13 protein-coding genes are annotated in these 12395 nt (G+C 36.1%); 12 read left to right on the plus strand and 1 reads right to left on the minus strand.

The features are described from left to right. Positions 1-124 precede the first annotated feature (124 nt). Positions 125-1312 carry a phosphoglycerate kinase gene (locus KNQ97_RS01305; RefSeq protein WP_001011094.1) on the minus strand — a complete coding sequence of 396 codons (1188 nt, stop codon included), beginning with the start codon at positions 1310-1312 and terminating at the stop codon, positions 125-127. Positions 1313-1450: 138 nt separating this feature from the next. Here KNQ97_RS01305 and KNQ97_RS01310 point away from each other — a divergent pair, with 138 nt between their 5' ends. The 12 genes from KNQ97_RS01310 to gcvH all read left to right on the plus strand — a co-directional run bounded on the left by KNQ97_RS01310 (position 1451) and on the right by gcvH (position 12367). Next, on the plus strand, positions 1451-1834 hold the full coding sequence (locus KNQ97_RS01310) for a DUF2237 family protein (protein ID WP_000022187.1): 384 nt from the start codon (positions 1451-1453) through the stop codon (positions 1832-1834). Further along, positions 1834-2427, plus strand: a complete 594-nt coding sequence (locus KNQ97_RS01315; RefSeq protein ID WP_000812876.1) for a nucleoside triphosphate pyrophosphatase — start codon at positions 1834-1836, stop codon at positions 2425-2427. The genes KNQ97_RS01310 and KNQ97_RS01315 overlap by 1 nt, the downstream gene beginning before the upstream one ends. 30 nt (positions 2428-2457) lie before the next feature. After that, a complete protein-coding gene (locus KNQ97_RS01320; protein WP_000133514.1) occupies positions 2458-3621 on the plus strand; it encodes a cupin domain-containing protein in 1164 nt (387 codons plus the stop codon). A gap of 336 nt (positions 3622-3957) precedes the next feature. Then, the gene (locus tag KNQ97_RS01325) at positions 3958-4524 is read left to right on the plus strand and encodes a TetR/AcrR family transcriptional regulator (protein WP_004747396.1); all 567 of its coding nucleotides are present in this window, start codon (positions 3958-3960) and stop codon (positions 4522-4524) included. Between the two features lie 474 nt (positions 4525-4998). Continuing rightward, a complete protein-coding gene (locus KNQ97_RS01330; protein WP_000651464.1) occupies positions 4999-5307 on the plus strand; it encodes a metalloregulator ArsR/SmtB family transcription factor in 309 nt (102 codons plus the stop codon). 421 nt (positions 5308-5728) lie between these two features. Continuing rightward, on the plus strand, positions 5729-6931 hold the full coding sequence (sstT, locus tag KNQ97_RS01335) for a serine/threonine transporter SstT (RefSeq protein ID WP_000889008.1): 1203 nt from the start codon (positions 5729-5731) through the stop codon (positions 6929-6931). A 5-nt stretch (positions 6932-6936) separates the two neighbouring features. Beyond that, positions 6937-7617 carry a YoaK family protein gene (locus KNQ97_RS01340; protein WP_001116532.1) on the plus strand — a complete coding sequence of 227 codons (681 nt, stop codon included), beginning with the start codon at positions 6937-6939 and terminating at the stop codon, positions 7615-7617. A 3-nt stretch (positions 7618-7620) separates the two neighbouring features. Further along, positions 7621-8157 (plus strand): DUF2058 domain-containing protein, encoded by a 537-nt coding sequence (locus KNQ97_RS01345; RefSeq protein ID WP_000240310.1) that lies wholly within the window; start codon positions 7621-7623, stop codon positions 8155-8157. 375 nt (positions 8158-8532) lie between these two features. After that, complete coding sequence (locus KNQ97_RS01350; protein ID WP_000922240.1) at positions 8533-10380, plus strand: ABC transporter ATP-binding protein; 1848 nt, start codon at positions 8533-8535, stop codon at positions 10378-10380. Further along, on the plus strand, positions 10380-10820 hold the full coding sequence (locus KNQ97_RS01355; RefSeq protein ID WP_000966086.1) for a MaoC family dehydratase: 441 nt from the start codon (positions 10380-10382) through the stop codon (positions 10818-10820). The genes KNQ97_RS01350 and KNQ97_RS01355 overlap by 1 nt, the downstream gene beginning before the upstream one ends. 108 nt (positions 10821-10928) lie before the next feature. Further along, positions 10929-11954, plus strand: coding sequence for an AraC family transcriptional regulator (locus tag KNQ97_RS01360; protein WP_000705525.1), 1026 nt, complete (start codon positions 10929-10931; stop codon positions 11952-11954). A gap of 38 nt (positions 11955-11992) precedes the next feature. After that, positions 11993-12367, plus strand: coding sequence for a glycine cleavage system protein GcvH (gene gcvH / locus KNQ97_RS01365; protein ID WP_001016343.1), 375 nt, complete (start codon positions 11993-11995; stop codon positions 12365-12367). The last annotated feature ends 28 nt before the right edge of the window (positions 12368-12395 follow it).

Below are 12395 nucleotides of genomic sequence, written 5' to 3' on the forward strand. Positions count from 1 at the left end.
CACTATTTTCCACAATTGGTGATTTAGTACTCATTATATTATTTCAGGAATATGACAATTTAATGACTTATCAATGAAAAAGGGATTGATAACTCAATCCCTTCTTATTTCAATATAACAGTTTTTAAGCACGTTCAAGTAAAACGGCAACTGCTGGCAATGTTTTTCCTTCAACAAATTCAAGGAATGCACCACCACCTGTTGAAATATAACCAATTTGATCAGCTACATTATATTTATCAATCGCAGCTAAGGTATCACCACCACCAGCAATTGAGAATGCATCAGATTGTGCAACTGCAAGAGAAAGTGCTTTAGTACCTTCACCAAATTGATCAACTTCAAATACACCAACAGGACCATTCCAAAGAATCGTTTTTGAAGTTGTTAAAATATTTGCAAATGCTTTAGCTGTTTCAGGACCAACATCCAAAATCATATCATTTGCTGTGACATCTTCAACTTTCTTAATTACTGCTTGCGCTGCTGCCAAAGAACCTAAGAAATCTTCGAAGTTAATTTGTGAAGCATCAGCTACAACTACATCTGTAGGAAGTGGAACACTTACTTTAGCAGCAATTTGTTTTGCAGTTTCAACCAAGTCAGCTTCATATAAAGATTTACCAACATTGTAACCAGCAGCCGCCAAGAAAGTATTTGCAATACCACCGCCTACAATCAGTTGGTCACAAATACCAGATAATGAATTTAACACATCAAGTTTTGTTGAAACTTTAGAACCAGCGACAATTGCCACCATTGGTTTTTCAGGTGTTTGCATTGCACGGCCAAGTGCATCTAATTCAGCAGCCAATAATGGGCCTGCCGCTGCAACAGGTGCAAAACGTGCTACACCTTCTGTAGAAGCTTCTGCACGGTGAGCAGTACCAAAAGCATCCATTACAAACACATCACATAGAGCTGCATATTTTTGTGCAAGTTCAGGATTATTTTTCTTTTCACCCGGATTAAAACGAACATTTTCAAGCAAAACAACTTGTCCTGCTTCAACTTCAACCCCATTTAAATAATCAGTAAATAATTTAACTTCTTGACCTAATGCTTCAGTTAAATATGCAGCCACTGGTGCAAGTGATTGTTCAGGCTTTGGCTCACCTTCCACAGGACGACCTAAATGTGAAAATACCATTACAGCAGCGCCTTTTTCTAAAGCAGCTTTTATTGTTGGAAGTGCGGCACGTAAACGAGCATCGCTGGTAATCACACCATTCTTAACAGGAACGTTTAAATCTTCACGAATAAGGACACGTTTACCTGCTAAATTAAGGTCAGTCATGCGCTGAAAATTCATGTAAAGCTCTCTTTATGATTTTAAAAACGCGCCAATTTTAAATGATTACATCAAAAAAGGTTAGTTTTTTTGCATAAAAGCTGTAGAAAGCCAAACTTTTGATTATGATAGAGGTAGTCATCTAATATTTCATCCATTATGTCTATTCATCCAGATCCACAAATCAATCGTTTAAATGTTTTAGGTGAACCCTTAGCAAGCTGTTGTTTTGACCCTATTACTGGCTACTTCCGGAATGGTTTTTGCCATACAGCCGTAACAGATCTTGGTCAACATACGGTGTGCGCCCAAATGACTTCTGAGTTTTTAAATTTTTCACAAAAAGTCGGAAACGATCTGATCACTCCTCTACCTGAAGCAGGCTTCCCTGGCCTACAACCGGGAGACTTCTGGTGCATTTGTGTAACTCGTTGGGTAGAAGCTTATCAAGCTGGTCAAGCACCCCCTGTTAAACTTCATGCTTGTCATCAGGCTGTATTGAGCTATGTTCCATTAGATGTATTAATGGAATTTGCAGTGTAATGAAACAACCCAAAATTATTTTGGCATCAAGCAGTCAGACACGTAAAGATTTAATGAATCGTTTAGGAATCGAATATATCTGTATTAGCCCAGATATTGACGAGAGTCCTTGTGGTGAAACGCATGCCGATGATTTAGCAAAAAGACTGGCATTTACTAAAGCACAGGTAATTGCACAAAAAAATCCTGAAGCAATTGTAATTGGTTCAGATCAAGTTGCATGGCGAGAGCATGCTCCTCATAATTTTATTGGCAAACCCTTAACAATTGAAAATGCCAAAGCTCAATTAGCAGCAAACTCTGGCCGAACAGTCTTTTTTAGTACTGCTTTAAGTGTACAGTGCCTTGAAAGAAGTTTTGAACATACGCTTGTTGAGCATTATCAAGTTAAGTTTCGCAATTTAAGCGCGCCTGAAATCGAAAGATACGTCGACTTAGATCTGCCCTTACAATGCGCAGGAAGTTTTAAGTGTGAAAGTCTCGGCATTAGTTTATTTGAAAAAATGATAGGCCAAGACCAAACCACGCTGATGGGTTTACCCATGATTCAGCTTTGTCAGATTTTAAGACAACTCAATCTTCAAATTCCTTAATATTTATTAGCTTATTTATAGGTTATTTCCATGACAGAAGCTTTAACCGTTTTAGGCGGTATTACTGCTGAACAGTTTTTAACAGAGTATTGGCAGAAAAAACCATTACTTGTACGTAATGCTATGCCTGAAATTGTGGGTATGTTAGAGCCGAATGATGTAAAAGAACTCGCTTTAGAAGACCATGTAACTGCTCGTCTTATCCGTCAAAAAGATAAAAATCCAAATGAATGGCATGTAAAATCATCTCCCTTAACTAAAGGTGATTTTCAAAAACTACCAAAGTTATGGACACTTTTGGTTCAAGCAGTAGACCATTATTCATTTGATATAGCTGAATTGTGGAAGAAATTTCCTTTTATTCCGCAATGGCGCCGTGATGACATTATGGTCTCTTATGCCCCAAAAGGTGGTTCAGTAGGAAAACATTTTGACTTTTATGATGTTTTTCTTGTTCAAGGATATGGTCATCGTCGCTGGCAACTCGGCCAAATGTGTGATGCAAGCACTGAATTTGTACCTAATCAACCTTTAAAGTTGCTACCAGAAATAGATGTTCATTTTGATGAAGTATTAGCTCCTGGCGACTTATTATATGTTCCACCTGGATTATCACATTATGGCGTTGCCGAAGATGATTGTTTAACTTTCTCCTTTGGTTTCCGTATGCCTAATATTTCAGGCATGATCGATAGAATTAGCGATCAATTTGCTACTGATGAATTACTTCAAAATCCTGTTGTCGATATTACCCGTAAGAATCCTCCTCAAATTGGGGAAATAAACACGGAAGAGTTGGCTTATTTAAGAGATTTAGTGCTAGCTCAATTGAAAAATTCAACAGTACTTGATGCTGCCCTCATGTCGTACATGAGCGAGCCTAAATATCCAGACAATATTCCAGAACCAGATGAAATAGAGGTTGAAGACCTAAATGCTATTTTGTCAGATGGCTATGAGCTGCTACTCGAACCTGCTTCGCGTCTACTTTATACAGAACAAAATGGCGTTTTAAAGTTTTGGGGTAATGGAGAAGAATTACCGATTGTGGAATCTTTTGCCACCCAACTCAAATCGATTGCCGATGGGAAAAGCATTCCTTTCAATAGTGAGCTTAACAATACAGATATTTTAGAAAACATTGTTCAATTATTGAATAATTCAATTCTTATGTTGTTACCTCCTGCAGAGTAATACTAACTAAATATATAAAAGGAGAAATTATAAAATTTCTCCTTTTTTCTTTTATAAATACATGTTTAAATATACCAATCTTTAAATCAAAGTTATAAAGGCCCACTTATAGTAAAAACCACCTTACCAAATCAAAAAATTAACTACTAAACATAGCTATTCAATTATAAAAAAATTAATGCTTAGCATTGAGTTTTGTCCTTTTATTATTTTTAAAAAACCTATTTTTTTCTATCAATAACAGTCAATACAATGTAAAATTTCGCGTTCGTGCTTTTTATTTGTACACTCGACCTTTAGGCTAATAGCAAAATATTTGTGTGAGGCTACTAAAATATGTCAAAAAAAGATGACATTATTACCACTGCTTTAAGACTTTTTAATTCATATAGTTATAATTCTATAGGGGTAGATCGTATCATCAGTGAATCTGGTGTAGCGAAAATGACATTTTATAAATACTTTCCTTCAAAAGAGAAACTTATTGAAGAGTGTTTATTATTAAGAAACTCACTTTTACAAAATTCTCTTACTGCAGCAATCTCTAAAGAAGACGAAACCAACCCACTAGCTCGTATTAAAGCCATCTTTTTATGGTATTCAGATTGGTTTAATAGTGAAGACTTTAATGGTTGCATGTTCCAAAAAGCCTTAGAAGAAGTATTAAAACAATACCCGTCAACACATCAACCAGCAACTTTATACAAAATCTGGTTAACACAATTAATGCAAGATCTTCTTATTCAATATAAAATTGAAGAGTCTCGACCTTTGGCATTGCTTTTAGTCAATATTTTAGAGGGTATGACCATTCAAGCTCAAGTTGAGCATGGTTCAGTAAAAATTGATGACTATTGGAAGCGTGTAGAGAAACTCATTGAATTTGAAAAAATTGCACATTAAAAAATAAAGCGTGATATTATTCTTCTTATCTTGTTGAATCTTCTTCTTATTCATCACGCTGCGTCTGAAAGTCATTCTAGCTTAGAGTTTGACATTTTTTTAAATTATCATCCCAAACTAGAATATACAGACCTGTCTGTACATAGTCGATTATAACTTTAGAAAATAAAAACACAATCTTTTTTTCTTGCCCTTTTATATATAAATCAGATTTAACTATTGATAGAGAGAAAAATAGAATTTATTTTCTTTGACTTTGTTTCATTTATACTTAACAATTACGCTTCTCACACAAAGCAACACTTTTGACACAAAACAAATACAAATTCTTGTTTTACCTTAATAATGTTATATATTTATCAATTACACTTATAAACCTTTTCAACAAAAACAATTGGATTGATTAGTTTTGCTACATTCATTTTCTTAAGATCAATCTATACTATGCCGGCCATATTGATATAGGTATAAAGTATGAAAGATGGACTCCAAATTGAAGAAATGAAAAATGCGGCGGATTCAGTCGTAGGAACATTAAAATCTTTAGCTAACACTGACCGTTTATTAATTTTATGTCACTTAGCCCATGAGGAGTTAAATGTCTCTCAAATTGAAGAGAAAACACAAATCACCCAACCCACCCTTTCACAACAATTGATGATGCTACGTAAAAGTGATGTCGTTTCAACACGACGTGATGGCAAGCAAATCTTCTATTCGATCAAGGATGATAAGATGCATTCAATTTTAAATATGCTTTACCAGTTATACTGCATAGAATAACTGCTCTAAACTTATAAAATTATAATAATATTAATGTATTCCTGAAATATGCGATTTTTCAACTTGGTAGCTGGTAATTATCCAAGCAAAGAGGATTGAAAATTCGCGTAGTTTTTCTAGCATTCCAATCTATTAAAAAACAAAAATAACCTCTCCTATTTCTTTTTATATCTTTTCTCCCTCTTCACTAATTTTTATGGCAAATAATAAGAACTTAAGGTTACTGGCTGTAATATAAGCAAAACATCAGATGCCAAACTTTAACCAATCAATTTTCTTTATTTAAAAACAAATACTTAATATTACCAAACCTTATAAAACTGATGACTTGATATAAAAAAGCTTAAGATTCACATCACTTACGTATAAAATACTCAGCTTGTTCAACCTTTAGCCATGAATAGGTTAATAAGGCCTTTATATGCTTGAATTCTTTTCTCGATTAAGCTTAGTCACTAAAATTATTATCGCCATTATTTTAGGGATAGGCGTCGCACTATTATTTCCAACCGTTACGCCGTACTTAAGCTTGTTTGGTGAACTATTTATTAAAGCATTAAAATCGGTTGCTCCTATTTTAGTCTTTGTACTGGTTCTCTCATCTATTGCCAACTTCCAAGTCGGTCATAGTGCAAATTTACGCCCAGTATTACTACTCTATGTAGTAGGTATGTTATTAGCTGCTTTTAGTGCTGTGATCGCTAGCTTATCTTTTCCTAGTACGCTTTATCTCAACACTGTTTCACATAATAATTTGCAAGCGCCTGGTAGTCTCGCTGATATATTAAAAAATCTGCTTTTAAGTTTTATTGCAAACCCTGTTCAAGCAATCAGTGAAGCGAACTTTATTGGTATTCTTGCGTGGGCGATTGGTCTCGGCTTAGCAATGCGCCATAGCTCGGATACAACCAAACAAGTAATGCAGGATGTTTCACATGCTGTAAGCGCTATTATTCATAAAGTTATTGCATTTGCACCTGTTGGTATTTTCGGTCTAGTTGCAGTAACTTTTGCAGACGCTGGACTAGCAACACTTGAAAGTTATGCCCAATTACTTGCTGTTCTATTAGGAACAATGCTGTTTGTTGCTCTAGTAATTAACCCAATTCTGGTAGGTTTAACAATTCGCGGTAATCCCTACCCATTAGTATTTAAATGCTTAAAAGAAAGTGGTATCACAGCGTTCTTTACACGCAGCTCAGCAGCTAATATTCCTGTAAACCTTGATTTAGCTGAACGTTTAGGCGTAAATCCTTCAACTGCGAGCGTTTCAATTCCTTTAGGTGCTACTGTTAACATGGCTGGTGCAGCAGTTACGATTACTGTACTTACTTTAGCAACTGTGCATACGTTAGGAATTCATGTTGATTTGGCAACAATGATTATTTTATCTGTAGTTGCGACTGTTTCAGCATGTGGTGCATCTGGTGTTGCAGGTGGTTCCCTACTTCTAATTCCAGTTGCATGTAGCTTATTTGGTATTTCATCAGAAATTGCAATGCAAGTTGTTGCAGTGGGTATGATTATTAGTGTATTACAAGATTCAACAGAAACGGCGCTTAACTCATCTACTGATGTTTTATTTACAGCCGCAGTTGATATTCGCTCAAGACAAAACTCATAGAGAACATGCCATTTCAAAGTTTACCAAACTGGTTCCAACTTGGCGCCTTTTTACTGGCAATAAATGCCGGAATGATTAATGTATTAGGGCTTATCACCCTTTTACATCAATCGGTGTCGCATATGACTGGTAATGTCAGTATGCTAGCCATGAGTTTGGTAAACTGGCAGTTTGAACACATCATATATTTAGTACTAGTTATACTATGTTATGTATGTGGGTCATTTTACAGTGGTTTTATTTTAGGCAATAGCCATTTCAAATTAGGCCGCCGGTATGGCCTTCCTTTAAGTCTAGTTTCACTATTTATTTTTCTCTGTTGGTTATTACTGCCTTATTTTCCAAAATATGGACTATTATGGGCCTGTGTCGCCATGGGGCTACAAAATGCAATGGTAAGCCACTATAAAGGAACCATTATTAGGACTACTCACTTATCGGGTGTCTTAACAGATCTTGGGCTTGCACTTGGTTATATAGCACGAGGTTTAAAAGTAGAAAATCGCCGCATTATTTTGCATCTACTTATTTTTATAGGTTTTCTATCTGGCGGTATAATTGCTGCTTTAGTTCACCCTTATTTAAAATTGCAATCATTTTTGCTTCCAGCAATTTTAAGCTTAACTCTCAGTATTTCGTATTGGGCAGTTTACTTTCATAGTTCTTCCTCTTCAAATTCGGATTAAGTCATGGTTAAAAATGCCTTACAAGCTCAGTTACTCAAAGCTGGTTTAGTTGACAATAAAAAAGCGAAAAAACTTACCAAACAAGCTCAGCATGAGCAGCGTACTGGTCAAAGCAACGAAGCAGAAATTAAAGCTAATATTGAAAAAGCTCAAAAAGAGAAACAAGCAAAAGATCAAGCTTTGAATCTAGAAAAGCAGCAGCAACTCGAAGAAAAAGCATTAAAGGCTTCAATCATTCAAATGATCAAGCAACACAAAATTGTAGATTTTGCCGGAGATGTGGCTTATCAATTTATTGACGAGAATAAGATTAAAAAGGTTTACCTATCTCAGCAAGTTTATAATGCACTTGTTACAGGCAGTTTAGTGATTGCTAAAGATCAAGATCAATATGCTTACCTTCCTAAAGCCTTAGCTGAAAAAATTGATCAAAAAATGAAAGGATTTATTTTGATCAATAATGCTGAGAAAAATGAACAAACTACTGATGAAGAAGATCCATATGCAGCATATGTAATTCCGGATGACTTAATGTGGTAACTGTTATGAGCCTTTATCAATATTCGGATAAAGGCTCATACTGCTTAAAATAAATATTAATATTTTATCATTTATTAAAAAAATTTTTAAAAATTACATTCAAGCCAAATTCATTCACCACTTCATCTATTATTATCGATATAATGAATAAAACATTTTTTTGTCTTTACGATGCCTTTTAGGCTTCTTCCCGATTCCAAATTTATGTCTTGACTAAATCATGTCAGTTTTAGCCAAAGATATACAACATAAACTTTGACGTGTATCCACACACCCAACAGATCAATACCTTAATTAAGTTTGATCTAACTGACTTTATTGCAAATTAAATTGCGAAATTTTACTAAAGTAGCTGATGTATAAAGGTAGTCATTCATGCTGAAGTGGTTTGAAAAACTTGTAGATCCTTATCCAACCAAAGGCTTGGATGAGCCCTTACCAACACGCTTTTTCCCATTTGTTTGGCAAGCTACTGAAGGTGTGCGTCCATATTTATTGCTACTTATTATATGTACAGCTGGTGCAGCTAGCTTTGAAGCCCTGCTCTTTTCAAAAATTGGGCAACTTGTAGATTGGCTTAGTAATAGTCAGCCTGAAAGTTTCTTGAGCCAACATGCTTCAAACATCCTTATTCTCATTAGCGTGTTATTTGCTAATATTTTATTTGTTAATATTCAATCTATTATAAAACATCAAATTTTATATAGTACTTTTCCAATGCGCTTGCGTTGGCGCTTCCATAACCTTTTATTAAAACAAAGCCTAGACTTTTTTCATAATGATTTTGCTGGTCGACTTTCTGCAAAGGTCATGCAAACAGCTTTAGCAGTCCGTGAATTCTGGATTATTTTAGGCGACATGTTGGCTTACGTCAGCATTTACTTTATTACCGTAAGTATTGTTCTTGGTGCAATCTCACCCACATTACTTATTCCACTTATGGTTTGGTTAGGGTTATTTTTATTAAGCGCATGGTTCTTTATTCCACGTTTAAGCAAAGTATCACAACAACAAGCCGATGCACGCGCTGTAATGACTGGTCGTGTAACTGACGCCTACACTAATATTCAAACTGTAAAACTCTTTGCACATGCTGGGCGTGAAAGCCAATATGCAAAAGCGTCAATGAAAGAGTTTATGACCACAGTCTATGCGCAAATGCGTCTAGGCACTCTTTTTGAAGTTAGCATTAATTTACTGTCTGCTGTTTTATTTGTTGGGGTAATTGGTACCGCAGTTTGGTTATGGACTCAAGGCTTAGCAGCGTTAGGTGTAATTGCAGCCACTACTGCCATGATTTTAAAACTTAATAGCATGGCTGAGTTTATGATGTGGCATATGTCAGCATTATTTGAAAATGTTGGTACCATTCAAGATGGCATGCAAACACTTGGTAAGAAAATCAATATTCAAGACAAGCCAGATGCAAAACCACTTGCAGTCACACAAGGTGAGATTGTATTTAAAGATGTGACCTTTGCTTATAACAATAAAAATGTCATCGATCACTTTAACTTACACATTAAAGCAGGTGAAAAGATTGGTATCGTTGGCCGTTCAGGTGCGGGTAAATCTACCCTCATCCAATTACTTCTACACTTTTACCATCTTAAAGAAGGTGCAATTTTAATTGATGGGCAGAATATTGAAGATGTTACACAAGATAGTTTGAGAGCAAATATTGCTTTAGTTACTCAAGACACTTCTCTACTACATCGCTCAGTTGCCGAAAATATTAAATATGGCCGTCCAGATGCAACTGATCAAGATATGCAAAGTGCCGTGCATAAGGCAAAAGCAGCTGAATTTATTCCTCAACTTGTCGACTTAAAAGGACGTTCAGGTTATGAAGCACAAGTGGGTGAACGTGGTGTCAAACTGTCAGGTGGTCAAAGACAACGTATCGCTATTGCGCGTGTTTTCTTAAAAGATGCACCAATTTTAATCTTAGATGAAGCAACTAGCGCTTTAGACTCAGAAGTTGAAGCAGCTATTCAGTCTAGTTTAAATGACCTAATGGTAGATAAAACAGTTATTGCAATTGCTCACCGTTTGTCTACCATTGCTCAAATGGACCGTTTAATTGTTCTTGATGAAGGTAAAATTGCAGAGCAAGGTACTCATGAAGAATTAATTGCTAAAAATGGTATATATGCACAATTATGGAAACGTCAAACGGGCGGTTTTCTTATTGAGCAAAAAGTAGTACAGGGTCAAGATTAATGCTTTATTTAGAAGATTTAAAAATTGGTGATCGTTTTATCAGTCGTGAGTATGAAATTACACTTGATGAAATTAAACAATTTGCAAGCCACTATGACCCTCAACCTTTCCATACAGATGAAGAGTTAGCCAAAGAAGATCCAATCTTTAAAGGTATTGCCGCTAGCGGATGGCATACCTCGGCAATTACTATGCGCTTATGGACTGAATGCATGCCGATTCATGGTGGACTAGTAGGCTCAGAATCTAGTCTACGTTGGCCACGCCCTACTCGGCCTGGTGACCGTATTCATGTTGAAGCTGAAATTTCCGCCATTACGCCATCCAAAACAAAATTGGATCGTGGTATTGTAAGCTACGTTACGCAAGCCTTAAATCAGCATGGGGATGTTTTACTTATTTCAACGACAAAAATCGTTGTCTTTAAAAAGAATGTTTAATGAATCGTTGATATGATTGTCTAACAGTTTTTATAAACTCAAATTATATTTCATGACAAGATGTGTAAGAAATGCACGTAGAAAATTGATGAGAGCAACGGAACGCATATGAAAATTACCTCAGCTCGTCAAGATCAAGGTATTCCAGGAGTCTATGGCTTATTGCTATTAGATGTAGTTTCACGTTGGGGATACAACGATGAAACATTATTTGCTCCTTTTCATCTTACTAGTGAGCAATTGGCCGATCCTGAGTATCGTATTTCAACACCCGTAGCAAATGAGCTGGTTAAACACGCCTTAAATCTTACCGGTGAAAGTACACTGGGTTACCACATTGGCACTCAAATGCGTATTTCCATTCACGGATTTATTGGCTACGCGATAATGACAGCAAAAGATATTACAGAAGCGATTGCTCTCGCTGCCCGTTTTATCCAATTACGCTTACCTTTTTTACAATTATATTTTTCTACTTTCGGACCAAAAGCCACATTACAATTGCAATGTGATATTGAGTTAGAACCTCTTCGTACTGAGATCGTTTTAGGTTTAACTATTGGTATTATGACCATGGCTAAAGCGATTACGGGTATTGAAGATTTAGCGGGCGATGTTGATTTAGACTTTCCAGAACCGGAAGGTTTTGATAAGTATAGAAGCAAGCTAAGCAGCACCATCCGCTTTAACCAGCCTCATCTAATCTCTAGCTTTGACAAAAAATATTTAGGTTTTAAGTTAGTTAATGCCGATCCAATCGCAAGTCAAATTGCTATTAACCAATGCGAGGCTGAACTCTCTGCTTTAGGTGAACGCCGACGTCTAGCCATGCGTGTACGTGATATTTTAAGTAATTCGGAACAACATTACTTAAGCATAGAAAGTGTAGCAGAATATTTACATATGTCAGATCGTACCTTAAAGCGACAATTGGCAGCCGAAGGTACTTCATTTTCTACTTTAGTAGATGAAGTTCGATATCGTCATGCGACCTCTCTGCTTTCGCGTACAGATTATAGTCTTGAACAAATTGCAGATGAACTTGGTTACTCGGATGTCGCAAATTTCAGTCGCGCTTTTAAACGCTGGAGCGGTCGTAGTCCGAGCAACTGGCGCAAAGACCCCTATTTATAATGTTATTAAAATATTGGACACAAGCTTAAGGAGTTGTCATGAACCATCCTTCAGAATTGAAGTATGCACGTACACATGAGTGGGTAAAAATTGAAGGAGACCTTGTTATTACAGGGATTACCGACCATGCACAAGATGAGCTTGGAGATTTGGTCTATGTTGAAACTCCTGAAGTGGGTAGCCAAGTAACCGCTGGCGAACAAGCCGGAGTTGTTGAATCAGTTAAAACTGCTTCTGATATTCATGCCCCTGTCTCTGGTACAGTAGTAGAAGTTAATACTGATCTTGAAGATGACCCGGATTTTGTAAATGAAGATCCATATGGCAAAGGCTGGATTTATAAAATCAAACCAGACAATATTGCAGATGTTGAAAAACTTTTAACAAATGCAGAGTATGAAGCTGGTCTATAATATAGATATAGTTTTTAATAAAAAAACC

The organism is Acinetobacter sp. UC24323, assembly GCF_024151445.1.
Lineage (GTDB): Bacteria > Pseudomonadota > Gammaproteobacteria > Pseudomonadales > Moraxellaceae > Acinetobacter > Acinetobacter baumannii.

Coding starts and splice junctions, on each gene's coding strand:
- KNQ97_RS01305 (WP_001011094.1), bottom strand. CDS start 1,312: ATGAATTTTCAGCGCATGACTGACCTTAATTTAGCAGGTAAACGTGTC.
- KNQ97_RS01310 (WP_000022187.1), top strand. CDS start 1,451: ATGTCTATTCATCCAGATCCACAAATCAATCGTTTAAATGTTTTAGGT.
- KNQ97_RS01315 (WP_000812876.1), top strand. CDS start 1,834: ATGAAACAACCCAAAATTATTTTGGCATCAAGCAGTCAGACACGTAAA.
- KNQ97_RS01320 (WP_000133514.1), top strand. CDS start 2,458: ATGACAGAAGCTTTAACCGTTTTAGGCGGTATTACTGCTGAACAGTTT.
- KNQ97_RS01325 (WP_004747396.1), top strand. CDS start 3,958: ATGTCAAAAAAAGATGACATTATTACCACTGCTTTAAGACTTTTTAAT.
- KNQ97_RS01330 (WP_000651464.1), top strand. CDS start 4,999: ATGAAAGATGGACTCCAAATTGAAGAAATGAAAAATGCGGCGGATTCA.
- sstT (WP_000889008.1), top strand. CDS start 5,729: ATGCTTGAATTCTTTTCTCGATTAAGCTTAGTCACTAAAATTATTATC.
- KNQ97_RS01340 (WP_001116532.1), top strand. CDS start 6,937: ATGCCATTTCAAAGTTTACCAAACTGGTTCCAACTTGGCGCCTTTTTA.
- KNQ97_RS01345 (WP_000240310.1), top strand. CDS start 7,621: ATGGTTAAAAATGCCTTACAAGCTCAGTTACTCAAAGCTGGTTTAGTT.
- KNQ97_RS01350 (WP_000922240.1), top strand. CDS start 8,533: ATGCTGAAGTGGTTTGAAAAACTTGTAGATCCTTATCCAACCAAAGGC.
- KNQ97_RS01355 (WP_000966086.1), top strand. CDS start 10,380: ATGCTTTATTTAGAAGATTTAAAAATTGGTGATCGTTTTATCAGTCGT.
- KNQ97_RS01360 (WP_000705525.1), top strand. CDS start 10,929: ATGAAAATTACCTCAGCTCGTCAAGATCAAGGTATTCCAGGAGTCTAT.
- gcvH (WP_001016343.1), top strand. CDS start 11,993: ATGAACCATCCTTCAGAATTGAAGTATGCACGTACACATGAGTGGGTA.